The 25,858-nt window shown below is 68.5% G+C and carries 28 protein-coding genes and 1 pseudogene; 14 read left to right on the forward strand and 15 right to left on the reverse strand.

Annotated features, from left to right (window positions below; translation table 11 throughout):
• Positions 1-2: 2 nt before the first annotated feature.
• A complete protein-coding gene (locus EAS64_RS13505) occupies positions 3-1,574 on the reverse strand; it encodes an APC family permease (protein ID WP_145853242.1) in 1,572 nt (523 codons plus the stop codon).
• 88 nt (positions 1,575-1,662) lie between these two features.
• Complete coding sequence (locus EAS64_RS13510; protein WP_145853243.1) at positions 1,663-4,077, reverse strand: GcvT family protein; 2,415 nt, start codon at positions 4,075-4,077, stop codon at positions 1,663-1,665.
• Positions 4,078-4,191: 114 nt separating this feature from the next.
• On the opposite strand from EAS64_RS13510, the gene EAS64_RS13515 reads away from it, so the two are divergent.
• Positions 4,192-4,929, forward strand: coding sequence for a gamma-glutamyl-gamma-aminobutyrate hydrolase family protein (locus EAS64_RS13515; protein WP_145853570.1), 738 nt, complete (start codon positions 4,192-4,194; stop codon positions 4,927-4,929).
• Positions 4,926-6,296, forward strand: coding sequence for an aldehyde dehydrogenase family protein (locus EAS64_RS13520; protein ID WP_145853244.1), 1,371 nt, complete (start codon positions 4,926-4,928; stop codon positions 6,294-6,296). The genes EAS64_RS13515 and EAS64_RS13520 overlap by 4 nt, the downstream gene beginning before the upstream one ends.
• A gap of 10 nt (positions 6,297-6,306) precedes the next feature.
• Here EAS64_RS13520 and EAS64_RS13525 read toward each other — a convergent pair whose 3' ends face one another.
• The 3 genes from EAS64_RS13525 to EAS64_RS13535 form a co-directional block, all read right to left on the reverse strand.
• Complete coding sequence (locus EAS64_RS13525) at positions 6,307-7,137, reverse strand: GntR family transcriptional regulator (RefSeq protein WP_145853245.1); 831 nt, start codon at positions 7,135-7,137, stop codon at positions 6,307-6,309.
• Positions 7,134-8,111: a choline kinase family protein gene (locus EAS64_RS13530; protein ID WP_145853246.1), complete on the reverse strand. Its 978-nt coding sequence runs from the start codon at positions 8,109-8,111 to the stop codon at positions 7,134-7,136. The genes EAS64_RS13525 and EAS64_RS13530 overlap by 4 nt, the downstream gene beginning before the upstream one ends.
• A gap of 114 nt (positions 8,112-8,225) precedes the next feature.
• Positions 8,226-8,918, reverse strand: coding sequence for a DUF899 domain-containing protein (locus EAS64_RS13535; protein WP_145853247.1), 693 nt, complete (start codon positions 8,916-8,918; stop codon positions 8,226-8,228).
• 155 nt (positions 8,919-9,073) lie between these two features.
• Between EAS64_RS13535 and EAS64_RS13540 the strand changes: the two genes are divergently transcribed.
• Entirely contained in the window at positions 9,074-9,985 is a 912-nt protein-coding gene (locus tag EAS64_RS13540) for a class II glutamine amidotransferase (RefSeq protein ID WP_145853248.1), read from the forward strand.
• Between the two features lie 24 nt (positions 9,986-10,009).
• Here the strand turns inward: EAS64_RS13540 and EAS64_RS13545 are convergent, their stop codons facing one another.
• A complete protein-coding gene (locus EAS64_RS13545) occupies positions 10,010-10,783 on the reverse strand; it encodes a DUF2127 domain-containing protein (RefSeq protein ID WP_145853249.1) in 774 nt (257 codons plus the stop codon).
• A 295-nt stretch (positions 10,784-11,078) separates the two neighbouring features.
• Here EAS64_RS13545 and EAS64_RS13550 point away from each other — a divergent pair, with 295 nt between their 5' ends.
• The 5 genes from EAS64_RS13550 to EAS64_RS13570 all read left to right on the forward strand — a co-directional run bounded on the left by EAS64_RS13550 (position 11,079) and on the right by EAS64_RS13570 (position 15,340).
• Entirely contained in the window at positions 11,079-12,191 is a 1,113-nt protein-coding gene (locus tag EAS64_RS13550; RefSeq protein WP_145853250.1) for an NDMA-dependent alcohol dehydrogenase, read from the forward strand.
• Positions 12,192-12,207: 16 nt separating this feature from the next.
• Positions 12,208-13,341 (forward strand): NDMA-dependent alcohol dehydrogenase, encoded by a 1,134-nt coding sequence (locus tag EAS64_RS13555; protein ID WP_145853251.1) that lies wholly within the window; start codon positions 12,208-12,210, stop codon positions 13,339-13,341.
• A gap of 194 nt (positions 13,342-13,535) precedes the next feature.
• The gene (locus EAS64_RS13560; protein ID WP_145853252.1) at positions 13,536-14,213 is read left to right on the forward strand and encodes a hypothetical protein; all 678 of its coding nucleotides are present in this window, start codon (positions 13,536-13,538) and stop codon (positions 14,211-14,213) included.
• A gap of 33 nt (positions 14,214-14,246) precedes the next feature.
• Complete coding sequence (locus tag EAS64_RS13565; protein WP_222849279.1) at positions 14,247-14,834, forward strand: DUF6529 family protein; 588 nt, start codon at positions 14,247-14,249, stop codon at positions 14,832-14,834.
• Entirely contained in the window at positions 14,831-15,340 is a 510-nt protein-coding gene (locus EAS64_RS13570) for a Rieske (2Fe-2S) protein (protein WP_145853253.1), read from the forward strand. Before EAS64_RS13565 ends, EAS64_RS13570 begins: the two co-directional genes overlap by 4 nt.
• Before the next feature lie 26 nt (positions 15,341-15,366).
• On the opposite strand, the gene EAS64_RS13575 is transcribed toward EAS64_RS13570, so the two are convergent.
• The 4 genes from EAS64_RS13575 to EAS64_RS44740 form a co-directional block, all read right to left on the reverse strand.
• Positions 15,367-15,633, reverse strand: a complete 267-nt coding sequence (locus EAS64_RS13575; RefSeq protein ID WP_222849280.1) for a hypothetical protein — start codon at positions 15,631-15,633, stop codon at positions 15,367-15,369.
• A gap of 39 nt (positions 15,634-15,672) precedes the next feature.
• Complete coding sequence (locus EAS64_RS13580; protein WP_145853254.1) at positions 15,673-16,437, reverse strand: class I SAM-dependent methyltransferase; 765 nt, start codon at positions 16,435-16,437, stop codon at positions 15,673-15,675.
• A 91-nt stretch (positions 16,438-16,528) separates the two neighbouring features.
• Positions 16,529-17,089, reverse strand: coding sequence for a dihydrofolate reductase family protein (locus EAS64_RS13585; protein ID WP_145853255.1), 561 nt, complete (start codon positions 17,087-17,089; stop codon positions 16,529-16,531).
• Between the two features lie 252 nt (positions 17,090-17,341).
• Entirely contained in the window at positions 17,342-17,503 is a 162-nt protein-coding gene (locus tag EAS64_RS44740) for a Fic family protein (protein ID WP_222849281.1), read from the reverse strand.
• A gap of 664 nt (positions 17,504-18,167) precedes the next feature.
• On the opposite strand from EAS64_RS44740, the gene EAS64_RS44745 reads away from it, so the two are divergent.
• A complete protein-coding gene (locus EAS64_RS44745; RefSeq protein WP_222849282.1) occupies positions 18,168-18,395 on the forward strand; it encodes a hypothetical protein in 228 nt (75 codons plus the stop codon).
• A gap of 469 nt (positions 18,396-18,864) precedes the next feature.
• Here the strand turns inward: EAS64_RS44745 and EAS64_RS13600 are convergent, their stop codons facing one another.
• Positions 18,865-19,212 (reverse strand): GntR family transcriptional regulator, encoded by a 348-nt coding sequence (locus EAS64_RS13600; protein ID WP_145853256.1) that lies wholly within the window; start codon positions 19,210-19,212, stop codon positions 18,865-18,867.
• A gap of 47 nt (positions 19,213-19,259) precedes the next feature.
• On the opposite strand from EAS64_RS13600, the gene EAS64_RS13605 reads away from it, so the two are divergent.
• From EAS64_RS13605 to EAS64_RS13615, 3 genes are all read left to right on the forward strand, one after another.
• Positions 19,260-20,480, forward strand: coding sequence for a hypothetical protein (locus EAS64_RS13605; protein WP_145853257.1), 1,221 nt, complete (start codon positions 19,260-19,262; stop codon positions 20,478-20,480).
• A 236-nt stretch (positions 20,481-20,716) separates the two neighbouring features.
• The gene (locus EAS64_RS13610) at positions 20,717-21,100 is read left to right on the forward strand and encodes a hypothetical protein (protein ID WP_145853258.1); all 384 of its coding nucleotides are present in this window, start codon (positions 20,717-20,719) and stop codon (positions 21,098-21,100) included.
• A 156-nt stretch (positions 21,101-21,256) separates the two neighbouring features.
• Entirely contained in the window at positions 21,257-21,634 is a 378-nt protein-coding gene (locus tag EAS64_RS13615) for a hypothetical protein (protein ID WP_145853259.1), read from the forward strand.
• Positions 21,635-21,804: 170 nt separating this feature from the next.
• On the opposite strand, the gene EAS64_RS13620 is transcribed toward EAS64_RS13615, so the two are convergent.
• The 3 genes and pseudogenes from EAS64_RS13620 to EAS64_RS46710 form a co-directional block, all read right to left on the reverse strand.
• On the reverse strand, positions 21,805-22,395 hold the full coding sequence (locus EAS64_RS13620; RefSeq protein ID WP_246115657.1) for an AAA family ATPase: 591 nt from the start codon (positions 22,393-22,395) through the stop codon (positions 21,805-21,807).
• A 205-nt stretch (positions 22,396-22,600) separates the two neighbouring features.
• Positions 22,601-23,113: a DUF4253 domain-containing protein gene (locus EAS64_RS46705; RefSeq protein WP_342782046.1), complete on the reverse strand. Its 513-nt coding sequence runs from the start codon at positions 23,111-23,113 to the stop codon at positions 22,601-22,603.
• A 225-nt stretch (positions 23,114-23,338) separates the two neighbouring features.
• Positions 23,339-23,680: pseudogene (locus tag EAS64_RS46710) on the reverse strand (recombinase family protein); the annotation flags it as partial.
• Between the two features lie 204 nt (positions 23,681-23,884).
• On the opposite strand from EAS64_RS46710, the gene EAS64_RS13630 reads away from it, so the two are divergent.
• Together EAS64_RS13630 and EAS64_RS43550 are read left to right on the forward strand one after the other, a co-directional pair.
• Positions 23,885-24,223: a YciI family protein gene (locus tag EAS64_RS13630; protein ID WP_145853261.1), complete on the forward strand. Its 339-nt coding sequence runs from the start codon at positions 23,885-23,887 to the stop codon at positions 24,221-24,223.
• Between the two features lie 143 nt (positions 24,224-24,366).
• Positions 24,367-24,516: a hypothetical protein gene (locus tag EAS64_RS43550; protein WP_187365898.1), complete on the forward strand. Its 150-nt coding sequence runs from the start codon at positions 24,367-24,369 to the stop codon at positions 24,514-24,516.
• A gap of 50 nt (positions 24,517-24,566) precedes the next feature.
• Here the strand turns inward: EAS64_RS43550 and nicT are convergent, their stop codons facing one another.
• Positions 24,567-25,688, reverse strand: a complete 1,122-nt coding sequence (nicT, locus tag EAS64_RS13635) for a Nickel transporter NicT (RefSeq protein WP_187365899.1) — start codon at positions 25,686-25,688, stop codon at positions 24,567-24,569.
• Positions 25,689-25,858: the final 170 nt, after the last annotated feature.

The following is a 25,858-nucleotide window of genomic DNA, read 5'->3' on the forward strand; positions in this document are numbered from 1 at the left end:
CGTCACGCGCGAGAGTCCTGTCCGCCGAGGTCATCGGACATGGTCCCGCCCACGACGGCCAGCGTCGCGACGCGGTGCTCGTCTGCCACCTCGTGGTCCCTCCCGTGCTGGCGCCACCGGTAGTAGCCGGCGCCGAGGACCATGAGAGCGGCGACGAAGATGACGCCGCCCCAGGCGTAGGCGCCGCTCCCGTAGATCGCCGAGCGCGGCCAGATCAGGTTCAGCGCCATGAGGGCGCCGTAGCCGATGGCGGTGCCGTTGATGAGGAGCCCGCGCCTGCGGCCGAGGAAGAACCACCCGGTGCGGCCCTGGTCCTCGGGCCAGCCGTTGCGGCGCCGCTGCAGCATCGCCGGGACGGTGACGAGCAGGTAGGCGATGTAGACGATCACGATCGACACGCTCGTCACGACGAGGAAGATCTGCGCGTTGCCGAGGTTGACGATGAGGATCGCGATCGCGACCGCGCCGCTGACGATGGCCGGGAGGGCCGGCGACTTCCGGTGCTCGGAGACGTGCGACAGGTGGTCGCCGAACGGCAGCGCGTGGTCGCGGGCCATGGAGAACGCGAGCCTGATCGAGGCGGCGTGGATCGCGAGGCAGCAGATGAAGATCGCGAACGCCACGTCCGCGAGCAGGACCTTCCCGACCCCGGAGCCGAGCGCGTCCTCAAGGACGCTCGGCAGGCCGCCGACGCCGAGCGTGGCGGGGGCGAGCGACTTGGCGGTGAGCAGCGCCATCAGCAGCAGCAGGGCGCCCGCCACGCCGGCCGCGCCGAGGGCGCGCAGCAGCGCGCGGGGGGTGGTCCTGCGCGGGTCCTTGGTCTCCTCAGAAAGTGAGCCGGCCGTGTCGAAGCCGAACATGACGTAGGCGGGCATGACGATGCACAAGAGCAGCGGTGCCAGGTAGCCGAGCGCGGCCCAGCCGGGCAGTCCTGGCCCGGCCCCCTGGGCGGTGAAGATCACCGCGGGCGAGCGGTGGATGTGGAACAGCAGCAGCACGATGATCAGCGCGACGCCGGTGAGCTCCGCCGCCACCCCGATGTTGTTGATGAACGCCATCACCCGCACGCCGAGCACGTTGATGATCGTGGTGAGGACGATGGCGCAGCAGCCGAGGAGAATCGCGTTCTGCGTCGAGTTGTGGACGAAGGTGAAGCCGGACCAGATCTGCGGCAGCACGATCTGCAGCGCGATCGACACGGCGGCGACCGTGACCACGGAGCCGGCCAGCATGGCCCAGCCGGCGAACCAGGCGCCGGTCGGGTTGCTGACCTTCTTCGACCACTGGTAGACCGAGCCGGCGATCGGGTAGCGGGCGCTGAGCTCGGCGAAGACGAGCGCGACGCAGAACTGGCCGCCGAAGACGATGAGCCACGCCCAGAACAGGATCGGCCCGCCGAAGCCGTAGCCGAAGCCGAAGAGCTGGAACATGCCGGTGAGGATGGAGATGTAGCTGAAGCCTGCGGCGAATGAGCTGAAGCTGCCGAGGCTGCGGTTGAGCCGCTGCCGGTAGCCGTGCTCGGCGAGTTCTGCGTCGTCGCCCGCGTGCGGGTGCTCTTGTTGGGTGGCCGACATGGGTTCCTCTCCGACCTAGATTTCTTGTTGCGGATTGTCGTGGCGTGCGGGCGAGGCCCGCGAAGCTTTTTGGGGGGCTGACGTGTGCTCAGCAGCGGACGCGAGCGCCCTTGGGGTCGTAGAGCGGGAGGTCGTGCCTGGTCGCGGCGAACCGCTGGTTCATGACCTCGACCTCGAAGTCACGTTCCCCGGCGATCGCGGCCGGGAGGTAGGCGGAGAAGATGGTGCGCCGGACCGTGAAGCCGAACCCGGCGCTGCGGACGGATGCCTGGATGCCTGAGCCCGGATGGGCGAGGAGCTCGCCGCCGTGCGTGGTGACATCAGCGTTGGTGGAGAACCAGCACAGCCGCTGCGCGGGGCCGGCCTCCCTGATCGCCCGCAGCGCGGGTCCTGCCAGCAGGGCGGGCTTGTCCGGCTTGACCGCGAAGCCGAGCCCTGCCTCGTAGGGGTTGTTGTCTGACCTGATGTCACCCGCCCAGGCGAGGTACTGCTTTTCCAGGCGCAGCGATTCGATGGCCCGGTAGCCGACGTCGCGCAGGCCGAGATCCTCCCCGGCGGCGACGATCTTGTCGTAAAGGTCGCGCAGGTATTCGCTCGGCACGTGCAGCTCCCAGCCGAGCTCGCCCGCGTAGGTGGCGCGCAAGGCGAGGACCGGCGCCCAGCCCAGGTCGATGTGCTGGGCGGTCATGTAGCGGAACGCCTCGTTGCCGAGGTCGCAGGAGCTGAGCGACTGCAGTAGCCCGCGCGAGCGCGGGCCGCAGACGTTGAGCACGCCCCACGCGGAGCTCACGTCGTCGACGGTCAGCGACCCGTCGTCGGGTGCGTGCTGGAGCAGGAAGGTGATGTCGTGCCTGCCGAAGCCGCTGCCGGTAACCAGGTAGAAGTCGTCCTCGCCGAGCCGGGTGACGGTGACGTCCGCCTCGATGCCGCCGCGCGCGTTGAGCAGCTGCGTGTAGACGACCTTCCCGACCGCGACGTCCATCTCGGCCCCGGCGACCCGCTGCAGCGTCGCGAGCGCGCCGCGGCCGCGGATGCGGAACTTCACGAACGAGCTCTGGTCGATGACGCCGACGGCCTCGCGGACCGCCGTGTGCTCGGCCTCGATGAACGGCCAGGCCTCGCTGCGCCCGAAGGTGGGCGTCTCGTGCCGGCTCGCATCCCCGGTCGCGAACCAGTTGGCCCGCTCGAACCCGAACTTGGCGCCGAAGACGGCGCCGCGCGCGTCGAGCCGGTCGTAGATAGTGCTGCGGCGCTGGCCGCGCGGCGGGTGCGCCGGCCGGTTGGGATAGGCGACGTCGTAGTAGTGGCCGTAGGCCTGCACCGACAGCGTCTCGAGGACCGCGGGCACGTTGTGCGGCGCGCCGAACCGGCGCACGTCGAACGGCCACAGGTCCATGCCAGGGTCGCCGTCGATGATCCAGCTGGCCATCGCGTCGCCCGCGCCGCCCGCCGCCGCGATGCCCGCCGAGAACCCGCAGCAGTGAAACAGGTTGTCCAGGTCCTCGGTCAGCCCCATGACCGGCTCGGCGTCGGGCGAGAACGGGATCGGCCCGTTGACCCAGGTGTGGATGCCCAGGTCGCCGAAGAGCGGCACCCGGTGCGCCGCGCCCTCGGCGAGGCACTCGAACCGCTCGTGATCCGGCTTGAACAGCTCGGGCCCCAGGTCGTACGGGATGGTGCGCCAGCAGGCGCGGGTGCCCTCCTCCCAGCCGCCGATCACCAGCGCGCCGGCCTCCGGCTTGAGATAGAACCTGGCATCGGGGTCGCGGAACGTCGGCAGGTCGCGCGGGATGCCGTCGCTCTTCTCGGTGACGACGTACTGGTGCTCCACGGCGTTGACCGCGAGGTGCACTTCGGCCAGCCGAGCCGTCTCCGCGCCCCACATGCCGGTCGCGTTGACCGCGACGTCGCATTCGATCCGGCCCTGTTCGGTGTGCACCGCCGTGACGCGCCGGCCCGCGCGCTCGACGCCGGTCACCCGGCAGTCCTGGATGACCCGCACCCCGGCCGCCCGCGCGCCGGTGATGAAGGAGAAGGTGAGCTGGTTCGGGTCGACGTAGCCGTCCGTCGGCGTCCAGGTGGCCCCGTAGATGCCCGCGGTGTTCAGCAGCGGGAAGAGCTCACCAGCCTCGGCGGCGGAGACCAGGTGGATGTCGAAGCCGTAGCTTTTGCCCTGGGTGTAGACGCGCTGCAGTTCCTCCCAGCGCCCGGGGCTCGAGGCGACGCGCAGTCCGCCGACTCCGCGCCAGCCGGTGGCGTATCCCGTCTTGGCCTCAAGCGTCTGATAGATCTCGACGCTCTTGCGCATGAGCTGGGTGAGGCTGCTGCTGCTCCGGAGCTGGCCGACCAGTCCGGCCGCGTGCCAGGTGCTGCCATTGGTGAGACGCTTGCGCTCCACCAGCGTCACGTCCGTCTTCCCGCGCTCAGCGAGGTGATAGGCGATACTTGCGCCTACCACGCCCCCGCCCACGACGACGATCTCGCTGCGCTGAGGAACGCTCATGGTCCCGGCTCACCTCTCGGGTTCGTCGCCGTGGCCAGCGCGGTCGAGACCGCTGGTTGTTAAAAGACTAGACGATTGACTCCATCTAGTGTCAATGGTTGACTTTTGGCCATCATGAACCAGGACCGCCGCCCGGTAATCGGGCTCTCCACCTACTCCGAGACCGCGCGCATGCTGGTCTGGGAGCGTGAGTTCGCCATGCTGCACGCGTCCTACATCGGGGCGGTGCGCCGGGCGGGCGGCATCGCCGTCCTGCTGCCGCCGCAGGACGGCGGCGCGGACGAGGTGCTGTCCCGGGTCGACGGGCTCGTCCTGGCGGGCGGCGCGGACGTGGACCCGCGGCGATACGGGCAGGCGCCGGACGAGCGGACCTCACGGCCGCGCACGCTGCGCGACGAGTGGGAATTCGCCCTGGCCAGGGCGGCGCTGGACCGCGACCTGCCGCTGCTCGCCGTCTGCCGCGGACTGCAGATACTCAACGTCGCGCTCGGCGGCTCGCTGCACCAGCACCTGCCCGACCTCACCGGCGACGAACGCCACCAGCCGGGGCCCGGCACCTTCGGCACGGTCGAGGTGAACCTCGAGCCGGAGACGTGCACCGCCGCGCTGCTTGGCTCACGGACGCAGGTCCGCTGCTACCACCATCAGGCTCTCGCGGATCTCGCCCCGGCCCTGCGGGTCACCGGGCGGGCGGACGACGGGACCGTGGAGGCGGCGGAGGTCCACGGCAAGCTTTTCGCCGTCGGCGTGCAATGGCACCCTGAAGAGGACAGTGAGGACACCCGCCTGTTCGCGGGGCTCGTCACCGAGGCCCGGCGCTACGCCGGGCGCCGCGAGAAGGGTGCGCCATGACAGTCACGCCGTTCGACGTGATCAGCCCGGTCGATGAGACGATCGTGGAAACGGTGCCACTGGCCGGCCGCGAAGAGGTTGACGAGCGGGTCGACCGCGCGCACCGCGCTTTCGAGACGTGGCGGCGGGTGGCACCGGGGGACCGGGCCAGGCTGCTGCGGCGCTTCGCGGAGGCGGTGGACGCGGACATCGAGACGCTTGCCGCCCTCGAGGTGCGCAACGCCGGCCACACCATCGGCAACGCCCGCTGGGAGGCGGGCAACGTCCGCGACGTGCTTAACTACTACGCCGCGGCACCGGAGCGCCTGTCCGGAAGGCAGATCCCGGTGGCTGGGGGGATCGACGTGACCTTCCATGAACCGCTCGGGGTCGTCGGCGTCATCGTGCCGTGGAACTTCCCTATGCCGATCGCCTCGTGGGGGTTCGCGCCTGCCCTGGCTGCCGGCAACACGGTGATCGTCAAGCCGGCCCAGTACACCCCGCTGAGTGCGCTGCGGCTCGAGCGGCTCGCGCGGGACGCAGGCATACCGGAAGACGTCTTCCAAGTTGTCCCGGGCACCGGGGCGGAGGCAGGCGAGCGCCTCATCGGGCACCCTCTCGTGCGCAAGATCGTCTTCACCGGCTCCACCGAGGTGGGGAAGCGGATCATGCGGCTGTGCGCCGACCAGGTGAAGCGGCTGACGCTCGAACTTGGCGGGAAGAACGCCAACATCGTATTCGCCGACGCCGACCTGGAACGTGCCGCGGCAAGCGCGCCAGGCGCCGCGTTCGACAACGCCGGCCAGGACTGCTGCTCCAGGTCGCGGGTCCTGGTGCAGCGCGGCGCGTTCAAGCGGTTCATGGAACTCCTTGAGCCCGCCGTCAAGAACTTCACCGTCGGCGACCCCGACAACCCGGCCTCCGCCATGGGGCCGCTGATCTCAGCGCGGCACCGCGAGACGGTCAGCTCCTACATCGACGAGCAGACGGCCGTGGCGTTCCGCGGCACGGCACCGGACGGGCCGGGCTACTGGTTCCCGCCCACCGTGCTCGCCCCGGTCTCCGCACAGGACCGGCAGTGGCGCGAGGAGATCTTCGGCCCGGTGATCGCCGTCATGCCGTTCGAGGACGAGGCCGACGCCATCCGGCTGGCCAACGACACGGAGTACGGTCTTTCCGGGTCGCTGTGGACCAGGGACCTGGGGCGGGCGCTGCGGGTCGCCCGCGCCTGGGAGACCGGGAACCTTTCGGTGAACTCGCACTCGTCGGTCCGGTACTGGACGCCCTTCGGCGGGTTCAAGCAGTCGGGGCTCGGCCGGGAACTCGGGCCGGACGCCGTCCAGGCCTTCACCGAGACCAAGAACGTCTTCATCGCCACCGAAGAATAGGTCGCGGGAACTACGAACGCTCGGTCCGGTCCCGAACGGTGGCGGTCTCCACCTCGGCGCGCGGGGCTCCGTCCGCCTGCGTGCGCAGCGTGATCCGGATCCGGTCCGGGCGGAAGTAGTCAAACGAATGCTCGACCGGACGGCCCTCCTTGTCGTAGGCCGTCCGCTGCACCAGCATCAGGGGCGAGCCCTCTTCCATCCACAGCAGGTTGGCGTACTCCGCCGAGGCGATGACCGGTTCGAGCACCTCGGTCGCCGAGAACGGCGCGTGGCCGGACTTGCGCAGCAGCGCGTAGAGCGAACCGGTCAGCGACTCGCCAAGGAGGCCGGGGAACAGCGCCGCGGGATAGCTGTTCACCTCCACCGCGACCGGCTCGCGGTTGGCCGACCGCACCCGGACGATGCGGTGGACCTTCTGCCCGCGGGCCAGCTGCAGCGCGTGCCGCACCTCAGGTTCTGGCCGCACCGTGGCGGCCTCGGTCACCCGCGCGCCCGCCAGCGCGTTGGAGCGGCGCATCTGCTCGGTGAAGCCGGGCAGCCCGGACAGCTCGTACTCCAGCCGCGGCCTGGCGACGAAGCTGCCGCCCCAGCGGCCCCGCTTGCGGACGAGCAGGCCCTTGGACTCGAGGCCGTTCAGCGCCTGGCGCAGCGTCATTCGGCTCACCCCGAGCGCGCCGGCCATCTCCACCTCGGATGGCAGCCGGTCCTCCAGCTTGAGCTGGCCGGAGTGGATGAGCCGCTCGAGCCACTCCTCGATCCTGGAATGAGCGGGCCTGTCGTCCCCGGCGTCGAGCACCTGATAGGAGCTCAGTACCGGATCACCCATCTCAAGCGCGGTCACGGGGCCATTGTAATGTCGGGCCCGCCGGCGGCCGCGTCGTCAAGGAGCCGGGCGAACGCGGGCCCGTCGAACTCGGCGGCCGCCCGTTCGTACTTCTCCATCGCCCACTCCCAGAAGTCGAAGTCGATGCTGCTGACCGACGCCTGGATCGACCCCCACAGGGTCCAGCCGAATTTCGACATCAGGCCCCACAGGCGCGCCCGTGCCACCCGGTGGCGGAGCAGGCGGCCGTCGTAGGCCTCCATGAGCTCCTCGAGCTGCTCGAGCGACAGGTTGGCCTCGCTCCAGATGTTGCCGAGCTCGAAGCAGGGATCATTGTTGCCGGAATACTCGTAGTCGATCAGCCAGATCTTGCGGCCGTCGTCGATGAAGTTCCCGGCGAGCAGGTCGTTGTTGCACGGCACGGTCGGCTGCGGACGGGTGTGGAAGGCGCTTTCTATCCTTGCCGCCTGCGGCATGAAATCGAGGTAGCGCGCCGGGAGGCGAAACCCCTCGCGTTGGACGATATCCAGGTAGCCGCGCTGGATATCAAACATGTTGAAGTCGCTGACGAAGCGCGGCCCGCCGTGCAGCTGACGGCAGGCGGCGGCGATTCGCGACAGGTGAGCGCCACCGCGAATGTCGTCGTCGGTGAAGGCCCGGCCGTCGATGAAGCCGACGACAAGCAGCCCAGGGTCGGCGATGTACTCGAGCACCGGCGCGCCGACGCCGGCCTGCGCGGCCGCCGTCGAGTTCAGGTGCTCCGCCTTGCGGTCGATGGCGAGCAGTTCGCTACCCGGCTGGGCAATCCGCACCACCACCGCGCCCTCGGCGTGGCTGACCTTGAGGTTGATATTGGTGAGCCCGCCGGTCAGCACTTCTACCTGGTACGGCTTTCCGGGTAGGCACGTTACCCTGTCGAGCACGGAGTCCCATTCGCTGGCGCCCGGGCCTGCCGGAACGTCGGACGCATGCTCTCGGGACCCTGCGCTCATAACGAATCCTCCGACGTGCGGCCGCGCTCGTTAAGTGCACAAAAGTCTAGATCTTAGGGACGCTAAACCTCTAGTCCTTTGACCATGGCACGGATGATGTGAGCAGGTACGCGGTCACTTGGCCGCGTCGTGCACGTCGTGGTAGTTCCACCACTGGTACGGCGGTGTTTGCGGGTAGTCCGCCGGCGAGTCCTCCCATGTCTCCTGGCGGCCGAGAGCGGTGATGTCGAGGTAGTTCCAGGTGTTCCCCATCTGCTCGTCGCCGCGATTGTTGATGAAGTAGGTCCGGAAGACCCGGTCGCCCTCGCGGAAGAAGGCGTTGGTGCCGTGCCACTCGTCGACGTCGAAGTCCCTGTCGAAGTCATCGGTGATCGTGTACCAGGGGATGTGATTCCATCCGTGGCGCTCCTTCAGGCGCCGGATCTCGTCCTGGGGGGCGCGGGAGACGAAGGCGAGCGACGTGTTCCGCGCGTGCAGGTGCCCGGGATGTGCCACCTGGTCCGCCCCGAGAGAGCAGCCCACGCAGGCCCGCTCCGGGTACGAGCCGCCCTCGGCGTACGTCGTCACCTCCGGTCCGTAGAAGGCGCGGTAGACGATCAGCTGGCGGCGCCCCTCGAACAGGCCGGCGAGGCTCACCCGGCCGGCCGGGCCCTCGAACCAGTACTCCTTGTCGACCGCTAGCCAGGGCATTCGCCGGCGTTCCGCCGCCAGCGCGTCACGGGCGCGGGCTACCTCCTTTTCCCTGACGAGGAGCTGTTCGCGCGCGGCGTGCCATTCCTCCGGCGAGACGATCGGTGGTGTCTTCATTCGGTCCTCCTCCTTCGTGGTCAGGACTTTGGCGCCCTTACGAATACTGACCCTGCAGCCGCGCCAGACTCACCGGCCCGGCCTGGCCCGGTACCGAACAAAGCGAGCGGTCGGCGTGACGCTAGGGTGATCCTTACGCGGAACGGAGTTGCGTCATGTGCAGGCTGCTCGGGCTCAACGCGGGACGACATCCGGTTAGCGCGTCATTCTGGCTGGTCGAAGCGCCGGACTCGCTGGAGGTGCAGAGCCACCGCAACGTGGACGGCAGCGGCATCGGCTTCTTCGACTCCTCCGGGGCACCCGTCGTTGACAAGCAGCCCGAGCCCGCGTTCGCCGACGAGGAGTTCGTCAGGGAGGCGAAGCAGGCGCGGTCGGTGACGTTCGTCGCGCACGTTCGCTACGCGACCGCGGGGAACCGGACTGTGGCCAACACCCATCCGTTCACCATGGGCGGCCGGATAATGGCGCACAACGGCGGGTTCGGTGAACTTCGCAGGCTGGACGAACAGCTGGGCCGCTACCGGGAACTGGTGCAGGGCGACACCGACTCCGAACGGTACTTCGCGCTGATCACCCAGCAGACCGACGCTCACGGCGGCGACGTCGGCGCGGGCATCGCGGCCGCGGCCAGGTGGATCGGGGAACGGCTGCCGCTCTCTTCGCTGAACACCATCGTGGCCACGGCCGGGGAACTGTGGGCGCTGCGCTACCCCGGGCAGCACGCGCTGCACATCCTCGAGCGGGCCGCCGGGGCGAGCAGCCCGCCCGCACCCAGCACCCCAGCCGCAGCCGGCACCCGCGCCACGACAGGCAGCCCGCCCGGCACCGCCACCGGGTTGCACGCTCGCAGCTCGACCTCGTCGGTGCACGCTCCGGCACTGCATACGCTGCCCTCGGTGGTCGTGGCATCGGAGCGGCTCGACGGAGAGCAGGGCTGGCGAATGCTGGCATCAGGCGAGCTGGTCCACGTGCGCCCCGACCTCACCGTGGAGTCCGCCATGGTGATCCCCGAGGCCCCGGCCCACCTGGTCCCGCTTCCGCCCGGCAATCCCAACATCGACACCTGACGGGCGCGGAAGTCGCGCCTTGACCTAGCCGTGTCCGGGCTGCGCGGCCAGCACCGCCGCCTGCTCCACTTCTATGACCGATTCGGCGCGCAGCCGAGCGTCGTATGCCCGCTTGCCGCCGCGCACACCGAAAAGCCGCTTCGTCCAGACCAGGTAGATAACGAGCAGCAGGTTGACCGCGAACGCCCCAACCCGCAGCCAGGTGATCTTCACCGTGAGGTCGTAAATTTCATAGGGCAGGAAAACCGAAGTCGCGACCATGGCGAAATACTCGCCCCAGCGCTTGCCCAGCCACAGCCCGACGGCTTCAACCAACTCGATAACCGCGTACACGGCCAGGCCGATGGCTAGATACAGCAGCACGCGCGGATTGAGCGTGAACGAATGCTGGATGAACCCAAGCAGCTTGGAGTGCGTGACATCGAACCCGAGGCCCCGGTATAGGTCACGGATGGCCGGCAGGGCATCGTTGAACGCGCGCTGGACACCGGCTTTGTCGTACCGGAACCGCCATACGCCGTAGGCGGCAGCACCCAAGACGAGGAACCGGAACAAGCGCTCAACGGCGAAGACCCGCAGAAGCAGCTCGCTGCGCAGCTCCTTACCCCGGCGGACCAGCGGGGCCTCCGCCGCCGGACCGCTGCTGTGCTGCCCGTCAGTCGCGTACGCGCCGCAGCGCAGGCACCGCCAGGCCTGCCCCGCCGGGGTCGGAGCCACCAGCCGCTCCCGCAACTCCGGCTCGCTCGGCGCGTATGTCACGTGACCCTTGCGGGCACAGCCGAACAGGCTCCAGTCCATGTTCCTAGACTATCCAGTCGGCCACGCTGAGGCTCTGACGCGCGACGCGAGGAGATTGGCCGGGACAGCACACGTCCGGGTAACGCTCGGCAAGGGGCGCGACGGGTGACGCTGGGAACGTCGGCAAAGTTTGTCGCCGGCAGCCAAGTTTTTTTGCTTTGATCTGAACGAATGCATGGTGGCGCGGTCGCGGCCCGTCCCGGATGATGGATTAGCCCGTGGGCCTGCTGCCCGTCAGTTCCGCGTGCCGTCAGACGTTGTTAGCCTGCTGTACCACCCGAGAGAAGAGGTCCCTATGGGCATCACCACGCGAGCCGCGGTCTGCCGCGTGCCCGGCCAGCCGTGGGAGATCACCGAGCTCGAACTGGATGACCCGAAGACCAATGAGATCAGGATCAAGTTCTTCGCGGCCGGCCTGTGTCACTCCGACGACCACATCCAGAAGGGCGACGCGCCGATGCGCTTGCCCGTGGTCGGCGGGCACGAGGGTGCGGGCATCGTGGAGGCGGTCGGCCCGTCCGTCACCCGGGTCAAGGTCGGCGACCACGTGACCTGCTCGTTCATCCCGGCTTGCGGTAAGTGCCGGTACTGCGCGACCGGCCGCCAGCAACTCTGCGACGCCGGCCTGAACGCCGCTGTCGGCTGCTTCCCCGACGGCACGTTCCGGTTCCACCAGGGCGGCGAGGACTTCGGCGGCCTGTGCGTGCTCGGCACGTTCTCCCAGTACGCGGTGGTGCACGAGTACTCGGTCATCAAGATCCCCGACGAGATCGGCTTCGACGTCGCCGCCCTGGTGGCCTGCGGCGTGCCGACCGGCTGGGGCTCGGCGGTCCGCGCGAGCGGCGTGCGCGCCGGTCAGACCGTGGTGATCTACGGCACCGGCGGCGTCGGCATGAACGCGGTGCAGGGCGCCAGCCTTGCGGGCGCCAAGAACGTCGTCGTGGTCGACCCGGTGGAGTTCAAGCGGGACCAGGCCCTGAGCGTATTCGGCGCGACGCACGCGTTCGCCACCGCCAAGGAGGCGCACGACTTCGTCGTGGAGACTACCTGGGGCGAGCTCGCCGACGTGGCCATCATCACCGTCGGCATCCTGCACGACGAGGTGATCGCGAACGCCATCAAGGTCATCGGCAAGTCGGGCCAGGTAACGATCACCGCCGTGGGCAACGGCTGGATCAACGAGAACCCGGGCATGCTCATCGGCTACCAGCGGCGGATCCAGGGCTCCATCTACGGCGGCTGCAGCCCGCTTGTCGACGTGCCCGCGCTGATCGGCCTCTACCAGGCGGGCAAGCTCAAGCTCGATGAGCTCATCACCCGCCGGTACAAGCTGGACGAGATCAACGATGGCTACCAGGACATGCTCGACGGCAAGAACATCCGCGGCGTCATCATCCACGAGCACTGAGAAGGAAGCGCAGACGATGAGCACCATCACCACTCGCGCCGCGATCGCCAGGGGTCCGTACCTCGGCTGGGAACTTGTCGACTTGCAGCTTGACCCGCCGAAGGCGCACGAGGTCCGGGTCAAGATCATGGCCGCAGGCCTGTGCCACTCCGACGACCACATCACCGCCGGCGACGCCCCCGTCCGGATGCCGGTTGTCGGCGGCCACGAGGGCTCAGGCGTCGTCGAGTCCGTCGGTCCCGACGTGCAGCGCGTGAAGCCGGGCGACAAGGTCGTCCTGTCCTACATCCCCGCCTGCGGCGCCTGCCGGCCGTGCTCCACCGGGCACTCCAACATGTGTGTGAAGGGCCTGAACGCGGGCACCGGCATGTTCGAGGACGGCACCTGGCGGTTCCACGAGGGCGAGACGGACATCGGCGGGTTCTGCTCGCTCGGCACGTTCTCTCAGTACGCGGTCGTGTCGGAGTACGCAACCGTTCCGCTGCGTGAGGATTTTCAGGACATACCGTTCGAGCTGCTGTGCCTGGTCGGCTGCGGCGTGCCGACCGGCTTCGGGTCCGCGGTGCACGCGGCCGGGGTGCAGGTCGGCGACACCGTGGTGATCTTCGGCGCCGGCGGCGTCGGCAGCAACGCGGTGCAGGGCGCCCGGTTCGCCGGGGCGAAGAACGTCGTCGTGGTCGACCCGGTGGAGTTCAAGCGGGAGATGGCCACCACGGTGTTCGGTGCCACGCACGCCTTCGCCACCGCCAAGGAGGCGCACGAGTTCGTCAGGGAGACCACCTGGGGCCAGCTCGCCGACCACTGCATCATGACGCCCAACGCGGTCACCGAGGAGATGGTGAACGCCGCGGTGCAGATGACCGGCAAGGGCGGCAAGGTGACGATCACCGCGGTCGGCCACCTCACCGAGCGCGCCGTGCACCTGCACGCGGGTGCGCTGATCGGCTACATGCGGCAGATCCAGGGTGCGCTGGCCGGCGGCAGCAACCTGCTGTACGACATTCCGATGCTGCTCGGCCTGTACAAGTCGGGCCAGCTCAAGCTGGACGAGCTGGTTACCAGGAAGTACTCGCTCGACCAGGTCAACCAGGCCTACCAGGACATGAACGAGGGCAAGAACATCCGCGGGGTCATCATCCACGAGCACTAGGACTCGCTTGCGAGCAGCCCCGAGATTCCCTGATTCCGGGCAGCTTGCTCTGGCTTGCCTGAATTTTCCGAAACCGTTGAACCCTCCGCGAGCAGCGCCGCGTACTACGCAACATGAGGATCCCAACGCCTGTCATCACACTGATTGCCGGCGTGGCCTTGTTCGCCGGCCTTCTTGCTGCCAGCGTTCACCAGGTGTCTAACAAGAAGGCCGCGCTCGCCGCGGCCTCGGCGAGCGCCGCCGCGAGCCCCACGACGAGCACCGCAGCGACCGCTTCGGTGAGCGCGGCGCAGTCACCGGCCGCCGGGGCTTCCACGACCACCGCGCTCTCGCCCTCGGCATCGCCGTCGCCCACCGCGTCGCGCGGGTTCGTGGTGCCGCCGCACGCCAACTACGTGGGCAAGGTACAGGGCAACCTTGGCTCGGTCGCGATCGTTGTGCACGACACCTTCGCGATCGCCTACTTCTGCAATGGCAGCACGCAGGAGGCCTGGCTCAAGGGCACGCCGCACGACGGGAAACTGTCTATGACGGGCAAGAACCACGCCACCCTCACCGCCAACTACGCGCTCGGGCACGCACGCGGCACGGTGGTTGTGGACGGCATCGCCCACGTCTTCTCCATCATCGCGGTGCACCGGCCGTCGGGGCTCTTCCAGTCGATCGCCGTCGTGCGCGGCGCCACCGTCAAGGCCGGCTGGATCGTCCTAGCCGACGGAACGCAGGTCGGTTCACTCGAACCGGATTCCACCTCCGCGGACCCGGCCGCGCAGACGGCACCGAAGCTGGACCTGTCCACCCTGACGGCCCAGGACGGCAGCACCACGCTCCACGCCACGCCGATCGACGCGGAAACAGGTAGCGGGTTCTGACATCGCACCCGCTGACTGAGAAGGGGACAGCACATGGCAGCACAGTTTGAGCCGCCCGCCCCGACGAGGCTGGATCCGGTCCAGCCTGCCACGTCGGCCGGGCTGCTCGTCGTACCCGCGCTTGTCGGCTGCCTGGTGGCGCTGACGCTTGGCATCTATGGACGGCTGCACTCCCCGACCGGGGTGGCCGTGGACATCGCGGGTTTCTCAAGCCCGGGCACGGTCAAGGCGTGGCTCGCCTCGGCAGCGGTCGTGTTCGCGCTCGTCCAGGTTGGCTCCTCCCTGGTGATGTACGGGAAGGTGCCGTGGATCGCCGCGCCGTCCTGGATCGGCGTCCTGCACCGCTGGTCGGGACGGATCGCGTTCATCCTGACCGTGCCGGTCGTGGTGCACTGCCTGTACGCGCTCGGGTTCCAGACCTATAACGTCAGGGTCCTCGTGCACTCGATCGCCGGCTGCCTGTTCTTCGGCACGTTCACGGTCAAGATGCTGTCGCTGACCAGGCGCGGGATGCCCGGGTGGGTACTGCCCTTGCTCGGCGGCGCAGTTTTCGCGCTCCTGGTCCTCCTGTGGTTCACCTCGGCCTTCTGGTTCTTCTCTGTCTTTGGATTCAGGCGATGAGCGAGCCTGCTGACGCGGGGACGGCCCAAGGCCTTGAGCCGCCCCCGAGCCGCCGGGCGGTGCTGCTCGGGGCGGGCGTTACCTGCGTCGCCGCGCTGGCGGGCTGTAGCACGTATGACGCCAACAACGGTGGGGTAGCGGGACCGCCGCCATCCGCGCCGGCCACCAGTGCGGCCGCAAGCTCCGGCGGCGGTACGGCCACGGGCACTGCGCCCGCGTCCAATGCCCTGGCAAGCACCGCACAGGTTCCTGAAGGCGGCGGCACGATCATCAGCGGCAAGAACATCGTGATCACGCAGCCGCAGGCCGGCTCGTTCAAGGCCTTCACCGCGGTGTGCACGCACCAGGGATGCATCGTAAGCAGCGTTTCCGGCGGAACGATCAACTGCCCGTGCCATGGCAGCAAGTTCAGCATCAAGGACGGTTCCGTCGTTAACGGCCCCGCTGCCAGTCCGCTCTCCCCCATCACCATCGAAGTCGAAGGCAGCTCGATCATTCAGGGCTGAGGCGGGCACGGGCTGCCACAGTAACTTCAGTTTTGTGCCGTGTCTTGCCATGCCAGGTCGGCGCCGAGTGCTCCGGCAAGCCGGGTGATTGCGTCGCGGGTGGCCTGGTCATTGACGCGATCGGGAAGCCAGGCGCAGGCGATGCAGGCGCCTTTCACGTCGGTGGTGGCGCAGACGGCGGCGAGGCATTCCTCGATCTGGGTGACTGCGGGTCCGGGGCCAGAGGGGAAGCGAGGGCCGGGCAGCTGCGCGCTGTCGATTACGTCCACGTCGAGGTGCAGGTAGACCGGCATGCGGCCAAGCCCGGCGAGAGCCGATGTGGGACAGCCGTATTAGGGGTTGGTAGCGACGGCCAGTACTCGGCGGAGCAGGGCGGCCCACTGCAGGGACCTCACAGCCTCTTGGTGGAGGGACCACAGCGCGGGGTCGTCGCCAGGGTCGAGCGCGGTGGCCTCTTCCCACAGCGCGTGCTCGCAGGCCAGCCAGGACGGGCGGTCCTGGACCTCGACGTCCGTGAAGCCCGCCTGGCGCAGGCCGGCGGCGAGGTTCGCCCGGCGCAGCCGGGGACTGAGCCGCTCGTCGGCGCGATCGAACGGCTCCCAACAGGTCAGCGCTATCCGGCCGCCGGGCTTGAGCACCCTGCGGATCTCCTCGTAGGCGATGGCCGGCTCATCGGGAAACTGGATGGCGTCGGTGCACAGCACGGCGTCAACGCTGGCATCGGGCAGGCCCGTCGCCGTGAGCTCGCCGACGCGGAAGCTCGCGCTGCTCACGCCCATGCGCGCGGCCTGCTCCCGCGCCTCAGCGAGGGCCTGCGCGGAGAAGTCCACGCCGATGAGGAGCGCCCCGCCTTGCTTCGCAGCCAGCAGGCCATAGGCACCTCGGCCGCACGCGAGGTCAAGCAGCGTGCTCCCGGGCCTGAGCCGGAGCTCTTCGGCCAGCTCCGGGATGGCATCGGCGGGGACCACTCCCGCCCGCGTGCCGGGCGGGAAGCCCGTGTGCCGGTTCATCATTTCGGCCACGGCCGGCATCGCGGACTGGTCCGCGTACCATCCGTCGAAATACTCGGCGGACAGCGGTTTCGGGGGATGGGCCAAGAGTAGGCGTCGCCTGGGCCGTCCTGAAGCGCTGAACGGCACCGGCTGGCTTCGGCCAAGTGCTCTTGGCCCGGCCGCCCAACAAGGCGTCTCAGACCCGGCCGTAGCGCGAGTAGGTGATGCCGGAGCGGAAGATCTTGGCCTCGAGCAGCCTCAGCGCCGGTAGCTCAAACCCGTTGGGAAAAAGCCGGCGGCCACGGCCCTGCACGATTGGATAGACGAACAGGCGGTACTCGTCGACCAATCCCGCGACGATCAAGGCGTGGCACAGCGTGATGCTGCCGGTGATCACGATGTCCTTGCCCGGCTGATCCTTGAGCGCACGGACCTCCGTGACCGGGTCACCTGACAAGACGGCGGAGTTCTGCCACCCCGGGTCGGCCAAGGTGGAAGAGACGACGTACTTGCGCACCCGGTTGAGGTAATCCGAGATGCCCGTGCCGTCGTCTGCCTGCTTAGGCCAGTAGCCGCGGAGATCTTCGAAAGTCTTCCGGCCGGTAAGGAACCCGTCGGCCGCAGCATCCTGACGGTGCAGCTCCTCAAGCAGATCCGAGTTGTCCGCACCCCCCTGACCCTGCGGATCGAACCAGTTACCCAGCATCTCGATCGATCCATCGACGGTGATGTTCTGGGTAATCGCAAGGGTGCGCAACGGTGTCCTCCTCGGCGTCAGCGCTTCCGCCTACGTCATGGCCTGGATTAGACCCAGGTCACATGGGAAACTCATCGGTCCCTCCATCGGAGCCTCACCTGGCAAGGGACTCCGAACAGTTGCAGGGGCTCAACCCGGACTCAGAGGCATCCAAGACCCTAGAGCAGGATCCAGGGGTGGCCCCACTTTTGCATCGTGAATCTTCGCTGCGAGGGCGTTAGTCCCACCAGGTTCATCTGGTCCTCCCTCCTGTCAAGGCCGGCCTCTGATCCACTCCTTGTCGGCCACGACGACGTAGCCGTCATCGCTGGCCAGCTGCTCGAAGAAGGCGCGCTGGGCTCGGCCGTTGCCGTCGCGGAACGGGTGGATCGCGTCGACCTCACCCAGGTAGTAGGCCAGCCGCTCGGTGAACACGTCCCGGGAAGGCCGCGCAGGAGGCTCTCGCCGTGCAGCGCCAGCAAGGTCTCCGCCGCTGCGGACTCGATGTACTGCGGCAGGCAGAACCAGCTTCCCTTGGCAATGGCGACGGTCCGCAGCCGCGGCCTGCGACCACGTCGCCTGGCGGGCGAGTTCCATCACGACGAAGCCCTCAAGCAGCAGCCCGAAGGGACCGCCTGGCCGGATCACCGACCTTGGCGTCCGCGCCGAGCAGGTTGGCCGCGATCCCGGAATCGACGAACGCGGCCTTCGGATATTCGGTCGCTGTGGATGGCTGATCGAGGTAGAAACGGGGGGTGACCGAACAGAGGCTGCCCGGTGGGCGCAGTTTCGGGGCCGTACGGGTCGGCGGTGAAGTCCGCCGCCCGGCGCAGCCGTGGACGGCAACCGTCCACTCGGTGCTGCGGCACCTGGAGGACGCGGGCTTTGACGGCGCTCCGCGACCCCGCGGCTTCGATGAACAGGGCCGCGAGCGCCTGACGTTCCTGCCCGGCCAGACCTTGGGCGAGACCCGGCCTTGCCCGGATTGGCTGCGCTCCGGCGACGCACTCGGGCAGGTCGGTGCGTGGCTTCGCAGGCTGCACGATGCGACCTCGGCATTCCGGCCGGCCGCGGGCGCCGTCTGGTTCACCGGCCGGCCGTGGCTGCCGGGACTTATGATCGCCCATCTGGGTACACCGGCGACCGAACCGCGATCCGCGGCGCGATCATCGGGCGAGTCGAGCGCAACGTCGCGATGATCCGGCAGCTCGCCGACGGCGGCGAGCCGACCTTCCAGCGCATGCTGCCATGGGCCGCGGACCTGGAACGCTCCGGCAGCCAGGTAGCCGAGTTGCCGGACGCGTTCTGGCAGAGGCCGGGCCGCTGAGGAACCGGGATCGGCCGAAAGCGTGGCACCGGGTGGCCTGACGACAGCGCCAGCATGGCCAGTTCTCGCGGCGCCCGGCTAAGGTGATCCCCCGCGTGCCCGCGTCTGCGCGGGCCCGGATCAGACAGGCGCGCGAGGAACTTGCAGGCGTGACTACAGTTTTGTGTCGCGGGCCGGCAGGACGGCCCGCTGCCGGGCTTCGAGCCGGTAACTCTGCGGCAGCCCGCCCGCATCACAAGCAACTCCGGGCGGCACCGCAGGCCCCGTCGGCCGCATCGACGGTCCAGACCTTGATGACCGACTGAACGGCTGGCCTTTGGTGGCGGTCCCGTTGATCATCGGGCGGTGTTCACCGTTTGACGGTAGCGGACGGTACTGGCATTTCCTGAAGCGCCTTCGAGTGCGTGCGAGCGCTCACGGGGTGGCGGAGGGCCGTGCCTTGCCGGGTAGGGCTTTGCGCCCATTCCCGTCAGGGAAGGCTTTCGATGATCTGGATGACCTCGTCGCGCCCGAAGCCGTGGTGCCGTGCGTATTCGAGGAGGTCCCGTGCCCGGGCGACGACGGCGCCGCGCTGGGGGGTGCCGGCCACGGTGATGCCGCGCCCGCGCCGGAACTCCAGCAGGCCTTCGTCCCTGAGGATGTGCAGCGCGCGAAGGACGGTGTTCTTGTTCACGCCCAGCACCGCCGCGAGGTCCCTGGCCAGGGGCAGGCGCTCGCCCGGGCGTGCCTCGCCGTCCGCGATGGCGCGGCGGATCTGCGCGGCGACCTGGTCGTGGAGCGGGACGGGGCGTGCGCGGTCGATGTTGACATCCAGCATGGTCCTAGTGATAGTAGTTCCATGATGCGAGGTTGGCAATGACGGGAATGAGCCGCACGATCGCCCGGCAGGCACCGCCCGCGCCCGGCGCGGCCGAAGCCCTCTTCGCGCAGGCGAGGCGCCGGCGCCGCCGCCTGAGGCTGGCCGGTGCGGTGGTGATCCTCGCGCTTGCTGTCTCCGTGGCCGTCGCGTTCGCTGTGACCCGGCCGCATCGTGCTGCCGTGGCCAGGGACGCCGGCACCGGTGGGGCGGGCCCGGCCGGCGCCGCCGCTGCCGGGCGGGTGGCCTGGGTCGACTACCACGGGCGCGTGCACCTGGGCGACCTGGCCACCTCGGCCCAGCGTGTGATCGCCAAAATCAACGCCGACCCGGCCCTTCCCCTGGTCCAGGCCGGCGGGCGCCTCTACTGGGTGAACTGGGCAGGCGCCGGCGTCCCGGTCGCGGGCCATCGGCCGCAGGTGGTCCGGGAACTGAACCCGGCGACCGGCAAGATCCGGGATGTGGGGCCTGGTCAGTGGGTCTTCCCGTCCGCAGACGGGCGGCACCTGTTTATCTCCCCCGCGGACAACCGCCTCACTGAGCTGCCCGCGGGCGGTCCTGGCGCGCCCCGCGCGCTGACGCTCCCGGACGGCTGGTATGTGCCTTACGGCCAGAGCCTCGGCGTGGCCGGCGGCGTCCTGGTCCAGTCGGACCGCAAGACAAGGGCACGCACCGTTACCGCTGTGTGGAACCCGGAGACCGGGGCGTTGAAGGCGGTCGGCAGGGGCTATCAGGTCATCACCGCCTACACCCCGCCGGGCGGCCGCTACAGCCTGCTGGCCTGGCTGCCGGCGGCCTGTACGGAAGGCCAGGACTGCCCGCTGGAGATCACCAGCACCGCGACTCTGTCCACGAGGACGGTGCGCAGCCCGCTACGGCACGGCTTCGCCCTCGGTGGTGCGTTCTCGCCCGACGGCACCCGGCTTGTCGTGTTCGCGGACACCAACCCGGACGCCACCGGCGCGGCGCGGCTGGCGATGGTCAGCACCGGAACCGGGGCCCTGCGCCTGGCCGGCTCGGTGCGCCTGGAAGTCGGCGCCCCCGTCGCCTGGGCCCTGTGGCTGCCCGATGGCAGGCATTTCCTCACCGGAGGACTCAAGGCGAGCTACGTCGTGAACCAGGCGACACTTTCCGCAGGGCCTTTGTTCTTCATCCGCGGCACGGATCACTACATCGAAGACAGCCAGGACCTCAACTACTCTGCCGTGGTCGTTCCGCTTCGCCGGTGATCTCTCCGGCCGCGGTCAAGACCCCGGCCGGGGTTGGCAGGAGCGCTCCCTTCGGTGTTGCCGCCGCATCCGTCGCGGCCGCAGACGCGGGGCAGCGGCGCGCAGGGGTGACTCCAGTTTTGCGTCGTGGACTTAGCCGCCGGATGGTTGCAGACCACGCACTATGGGTCTCGTGCGTTGAGGCGCGATATCTTCGTTACGTACAGGGAGCTTCCGCAGACGCGAGAGGAGCGGCCGTGGCCACCTATCAGCCCATGACCGTTGCCGATCTGGCGGCGCACCTGGCACAGACGGCCGGTGAAAAGACTCGGTGGAAGATCTTCTGGGAGTTCCTCGAGGAGTACCGGTGGGAGTCACCAGATACCCAGATCGCCTTGCTCGTGGACGAGCCGCCTTCTGTGGGTGACGAGCGATGGGATGCTTTGCTGGCAGCCCTGGCCGAGCATCTTGCGGCAAAGCATGATCTCGCCCCGCCGGGCTGGGCTGAGCTGAGGGTTCTCGGACGGCCGTGGTTCCCTGCAGAGCTTCGGGTTCAGCGGGCCGATGCGCTCGTGCACGCGCCGGCCGCCTTCCGCAAGCACGGCGTGTACCTAGCGGCCGCTGATCTGGAAGCAGCGTGACCGATCCGGGCAATGTCCTACTCGACCGGGCACAGCTCGAAAGAGCGTTCACTGCTCTCGGGGACCGCCTGGTACGCCGGGGCGTGGTCGCCGACGTGTTCATCGTGGGCGGAGCAGCGATGGCCCTCGCCTATGACGCCACCCGCGTGACTCGCGATGTCGACTCGCTTTTCGTGCCGCACGGTGTCGTCCTGGAAGAAGCAAGAAGAAGCAAGAAGCGTTGCGCAGGAACTCGGGCTGCCACCGTGGTGGCTCAACGAGCAGGCGAGCGTCTACATCTCGGGAAAGGACGACCCTGGCAAGCGCCGCGTGTTCGACCACCCTGGCCTGCGTGTTACCGCGGCCTCACCGCGGCACATCTTCGCGATGAAGGCGCTTGCGGCCAGGACCCGCGACATCGACGACCTGCGCTTGCTGGCCGAGATGATCGGCGTGGACTCAGCCGTAACCGCAGTTCAGATATGTGCAGAGTTCTTCCCCGAAGAGGACATCCCTCCGAGGTCTGCCGCTGTCCTCCAAGAGCTCTTCGGCTGACCTGCGAACGTCCGAACCATCCGGCACGCCGCCCGGTCCAGGAGCAGGCAGACGCGGGGCAGCGGAGCACAGGGGTGGCTCCACTCTTGCGTCGTGAATTTGCTCGGGGCCAGGGCAGGATCCGGCACTGATCCCAGGCGAACCAGCGTGGCGACTGAAGCCCGGCCTGATTACAGGCCCTCCTGCGTCGGCTCGGCGGCAAGGCCGCTGTCGGCCATGACCCGGCGCACGATCTCGTCCTGCGGCATCGCGGCACGAATGACCTGCTCGGCACCGCCCGGTAGCAGGTCAAGCTCTCGGTACCAGGCTTTCATCTCGATAGCGCCGTACTGCGAGGCCTGAGGTTTCCCTGCGTGCCGTCTGAGGCTCTCATCGAACGGCACGTCGAGGTAGTAGCAGCAGGTCAGGCCCCGGTGATCATCGATGAGGGCCATGAGCATTTCCGCGTAGTGATCGGCACTGAGGATGCCTTCGACGATGACGTTGAAGCCGTGATTGAGCGCGTACCGCGTCACGAGGTCGATCAGCCCGATGTTCACCCCTGCGGGCACGTCGTGCTCGCGCAGTACGTTGCGGCGCAGGTTGTCCTGCCCGACGACCGCAAGGTCCCTGCGGCCGTGTCGCCGACGGATCTCCGCTGCGGTCGACGATTTACCGGACGCCGAGTTTCCCCGCAAGATGATCAACCGCGTTTTGCCCGAGCCAGTCCCTGTCACGCCTGCAAAACTAGCGCTCTTCCGCGCAGGCAGGTCCGCCTTCACTCTTCCAGCGGTATGCCGCCGTCGGCCCCCTCATCACCAGCCCTGACGCCAGCAACCATTAGGCAGCGGGGGGTAAGGCGGACGGCTGAGCTGACGCGGGGCAGCGGGACACGGGGGTGGCTCCACTTTTGCATCGTGAATTTTCGGCCACGGGCCGGAACGCCACAAGCCGCGTGGGACTCCACGTTCTCCGGCTTGTGGGGCGTTAGTCCCACCAGAAGTCCCAGAACGGGTTGTTCACGATGGCGCGCGCGATCTCGGGGATCCAGGTCGGCCCCTTGTGTGCCTCGTCACTGAACGCCATGTGCTCAGCGGCGATTCGCTGCGCCGCCTGCAAGGTCTGCGGTGGCCTGCTGACCACCAGCCGGATGTCGGCGTAGCCCACCTCAAGCAGCCGCGCACCGAACCTGTCCTCCCACGACCGCAGCACCACCGCGAGTTCTGACGCGGTGCGGTTGTTGCAGGCTCCTGCCCAGCCGATGCGCGGCAGTATGTCGGCCGGGCGCGCTGCGGGTACCAGCCCGATCCGTGCGTCCCTCGTGTACTGGAACACCGCCCGCCGCATCAGTTCCGGGTCCAGTTCCTCCTCCACGGCGGGTGCCAGGCCGGGAAACCGCTCGCCGAACGGCCCGAACATCTCCCGCAGTTCCTCATCCGCCGCGAGTTCCTCCTCGCTGGGACCCGGCCACCAGCCTTCCAGCACTCGGGCGGCGTCCATGCTGTCTATAGCTTCGATGTCCTCAGGCTCGCCGACCTGCTCGCCGGTGTCCCAGGGCCGTGCCCGCAAGACCCGCTCGGCCGCATCACGCAGCGCGGGCGCGTTGACCGGGTGCAGCTCCTCCCGCAAGATCACCCGCTTACGCGCCACCGGCTCATCCGGATTGGCATACACCCGCACGTACCCGAACCACAAGGCACCGCCACCGCTGCGCTTCCCCGCCCGCGCCTGGCGTTCCTTCGCCTCGCGGACCCGGGCGCTCTTGACCGCGCTTTCCCGCTTGGCCCGCAGTGTCTCCATCCCGCCGTAATAGGCCCCTTCCGGGGTCGACAGGTCCAGGTCCCCGCCCGTGTACGGGCTCAGCAGCACCCCGTGCCGCACGCAGGCCTTCTCGAACCGGTTCCAGTCGGTCAGGTTGCGGGTCAGCCGGTCCACGTCCCGGACGATCACCACATCCAGCTCGCCGGCCTCGATCGCACTGATCAGCCGCACGAAGTCATCGCGGGCGATCTCCTTGTAGGCAGAGAAGCCGTCGTCCTTGAACCGCCCGGCAACCACCCAACCGCGCGTTCCGCATGCCGCTCCCCGTAGGCAAGCTGGGTAGGCACCGACTCCGCAGCGTCGTAGGTCCCACTCAGCCGCGCGTACACGCCCGCCCTAAGCTGGGCGTTCGCGTCAGATCCGCCTAAAGTGCTCATGCTTCGAGCATGACGCAAAACTGGAACCACCGCCAAGCCTGGCTGAGCGCATCGCGAGTACGGATAATGAGGCGTGGACCTTGAGTCATTCGAACTGGTGCTGCTCCGCCGCCCGGCCGACGCCCCCGACTATCCGGACGAGGAGCTCGAGCGGATACAGAGCGAGCACCTGGCTTATCACGACCGGCTGCGCAAGTCCGGTGAGGTGGCGACCAACGGCCCGGTCGTCGGGCAGCCCGATCCGTCGCTGCGCGGGCTGACGTTCTACCGAACCGGATCCGTTGAGCGATCCCGGCAGCTCGCCGAGGCCGATCCGGCGGTGCTGGCCGGGCGGCTCGCGGTGGACATCATGACCTGGTACTGCCCGCCCGGCACCATGAGCCTGCCGGGCACGGCCGTCACCCTACCCTGAGGAACGCGGCCGCGTCAGGGATGACCCGGATGCGGCATAGGGATCGCACCAGGGCGCGAACAGGGCTGATCCCGATCGACCGCACGCTCCGCCGACGGCACTCTTGAATACAAGAGCCCGACGTACAACGGAGACGGATCACAATGCTCGCCCTCATCGCCCTGGTAATCGCCGCTTTCATAGCCCTGATGATCGCCGGCGCGGTACTCCACTTCCTGTTCTCGCCCTGGATCCTCGTGGCCATCGCGATCGTGGCCTGGATCAAGTTCCGGCCCCGCCGCTCGCACCGGTAAGCCGTATGGCGCCGCGCACGCCCCGCCTGCCTCGCGCCGGCGGGGCTGCGCTATCCCTCGGTGCAGTCGGCGGCGGGCACGGCCTGCCGATCGTCCCACTTCTGCTCGATCTTGCCGAAGTGCCAGATGGCGAGGGCGGCGATCCAGGTGACGACGAAGATGCCGACGATGACGAAGCCGGCCTTGTTGATGTCGAAGCCGCCCATGAAGCTCCAGAAGCCGCCGCCGAGGTCGTACTCCTGGCCGATGAGGCCGAGGATCTCGATGGTGCCGATGAACAGGGCGACGAACACCGACAGGCCGGTGATCGTCATGTTGTAGTAGACCTTGCGGATCGGCTTGGCGAACGCCCAGTCGTAGGCGAAGTTCATGAAGCAGCCATCGACGGTGTCGAACAGGCACATGCCCGCCGCGAACAGGATCGGCAGCGACAAGATCGCGTAGAACGGCAGTCCGGATACCACTGCGGAGCCCGCCAGCACCAGCAGCGCGACCTCGGTGGCGGTGTCGAAGCCGAGCCCGAACAGCACGCCGATCGGGTACATCTTCCACGGGGCGTCGGCGCGGCGGGCGATCGGGCCGAGGAAGCGGTTCATCAGCCCGCGCTTGTCGAGCTGCTCCTCGAGTTCCGCGTCGTTGTAGCGTCCGGTCCGCATCTCGCGGAACACCTTGACGATGCCGACCAGGATGATGACGTTGAGCAGCGCGATGATGTAAAGGAACGTGCCGGAGACGCCGGTCCCGATGACGCTGGTGACGGTGTGCAGCCCGGAGTTGTCGTTCCTGACCTGCTCGTCGAGCGACCTGATCCCGAAGTTCAGCAGCAGGGCGAGGACGAACACCACCGAGGAGTGGCCGAGGGAGAAGAAGAACCCCACCGACAGCGGCCGCTTGCCGTCGTTGACCAGCTTGCGGGTGGTGTTGTCGATCGCGGCGATGTGGTCGGCGTCGAACGCGTGCCGCATGCCCAGGGTGTAGGCGAGCGCGCCGGTCCCGAACCCGAAGATCTCCGTGTTTGTGATGTGGTAGTGACCGCCGACCGCCGCCGCCAGCATCAGCCAGCCGGCCACGTTCAGCCCGATGACCACCGCGACCATGGCGCCTGCCCGGGCCCACTCGCGTGGCGTCAGGCCATCCCTGACCCGTGCCAGCCGTGCGCTCACGTTCGCCATCAGCCGCCGCCTTCCCGCGCTTGTGGAGTCCCTGGTCAGGCAACAGTCTAGAGTTACTTGCAAAAGACTTGCAATAACGCATGACACGTAAGTGCATACCCAGCCGGGCCGCGGGCTCCCGCGCCGCCGCTAACTCACTGTCGGGTGCCGCACCGACCCAGTAGCCTGAC

The organism is Trebonia kvetii, assembly GCF_007827045.1.
Classification (GTDB): Bacteria; Actinomycetota; Actinomycetes; order Streptosporangiales; family Streptosporangiaceae; genus Trebonia; species Trebonia kvetii.

Excerpts from the sequence above, each read along its gene's own strand:
- EAS64_RS13505 (WP_145853242.1), bottom strand. The coding sequence starts at position 1,574 with ATGTCGGCCACCCAACAAGAGCACCCGCACGCGGGCGACGACGCAGAA.
- EAS64_RS13510 (WP_145853243.1), bottom strand. The coding sequence starts at position 4,077 with ATGAGCGTTCCTCAGCGCAGCGAGATCGTCGTCGTGGGCGGGGGCGTG.
- EAS64_RS13515 (WP_145853570.1), top strand. The coding sequence starts at position 4,192 with ATGAACCAGGACCGCCGCCCGGTAATCGGGCTCTCCACCTACTCCGAG.
- EAS64_RS13520 (WP_145853244.1), top strand. The coding sequence starts at position 4,926 with ATGACAGTCACGCCGTTCGACGTGATCAGCCCGGTCGATGAGACGATC.
- EAS64_RS13530 (WP_145853246.1), bottom strand. The coding sequence starts at position 8,111 with ATGAGCGCAGGGTCCCGAGAGCATGCGTCCGACGTTCCGGCAGGCCCG.
- EAS64_RS13535 (WP_145853247.1), bottom strand. The coding sequence starts at position 8,918 with ATGAAGACACCACCGATCGTCTCGCCGGAGGAATGGCACGCCGCGCGC.
- EAS64_RS13540 (WP_145853248.1), top strand. The coding sequence starts at position 9,074 with ATGTGCAGGCTGCTCGGGCTCAACGCGGGACGACATCCGGTTAGCGCG.
- EAS64_RS13545 (WP_145853249.1), bottom strand. The coding sequence starts at position 10,783 with ATGGACTGGAGCCTGTTCGGCTGTGCCCGCAAGGGTCACGTGACATAC.
- EAS64_RS13550 (WP_145853250.1), top strand. The coding sequence starts at position 11,079 with ATGGGCATCACCACGCGAGCCGCGGTCTGCCGCGTGCCCGGCCAGCCG.
- EAS64_RS13555 (WP_145853251.1), top strand. The coding sequence starts at position 12,208 with ATGAGCACCATCACCACTCGCGCCGCGATCGCCAGGGGTCCGTACCTC.
- EAS64_RS13565 (WP_222849279.1), top strand. The coding sequence starts at position 14,247 with ATGGCAGCACAGTTTGAGCCGCCCGCCCCGACGAGGCTGGATCCGGTC.
- EAS64_RS13570 (WP_145853253.1), top strand. The coding sequence starts at position 14,831 with ATGAGCGAGCCTGCTGACGCGGGGACGGCCCAAGGCCTTGAGCCGCCC.
- EAS64_RS13575 (WP_222849280.1), bottom strand. The coding sequence starts at position 15,633 with ATGCCGGTCTACCTGCACCTCGACGTGGACGTAATCGACAGCGCGCAG.
- EAS64_RS13600 (WP_145853256.1), bottom strand. The coding sequence starts at position 19,212 with ATGCTGGATGTCAACATCGACCGCGCACGCCCCGTCCCGCTCCACGAC.
- EAS64_RS13605 (WP_145853257.1), top strand. The coding sequence starts at position 19,260 with ATGAGCCGCACGATCGCCCGGCAGGCACCGCCCGCGCCCGGCGCGGCC.
- EAS64_RS13615 (WP_145853259.1), top strand. The coding sequence starts at position 21,257 with ATGTCGACTCGCTTTTCGTGCCGCACGGTGTCGTCCTGGAAGAAGCAA.
- EAS64_RS46705 (WP_342782046.1), bottom strand. The coding sequence starts at position 23,113 with ATGGACGCCGCCCGAGTGCTGGAAGGCTGGTGGCCGGGTCCCAGCGAG.
- EAS64_RS43550 (WP_187365898.1), top strand. The coding sequence starts at position 24,367 with ATGCTCGCCCTCATCGCCCTGGTAATCGCCGCTTTCATAGCCCTGATG.
- nicT (WP_187365899.1), bottom strand. The coding sequence starts at position 25,688 with ATGGCGAACGTGAGCGCACGGCTGGCACGGGTCAGGGATGGCCTGACG.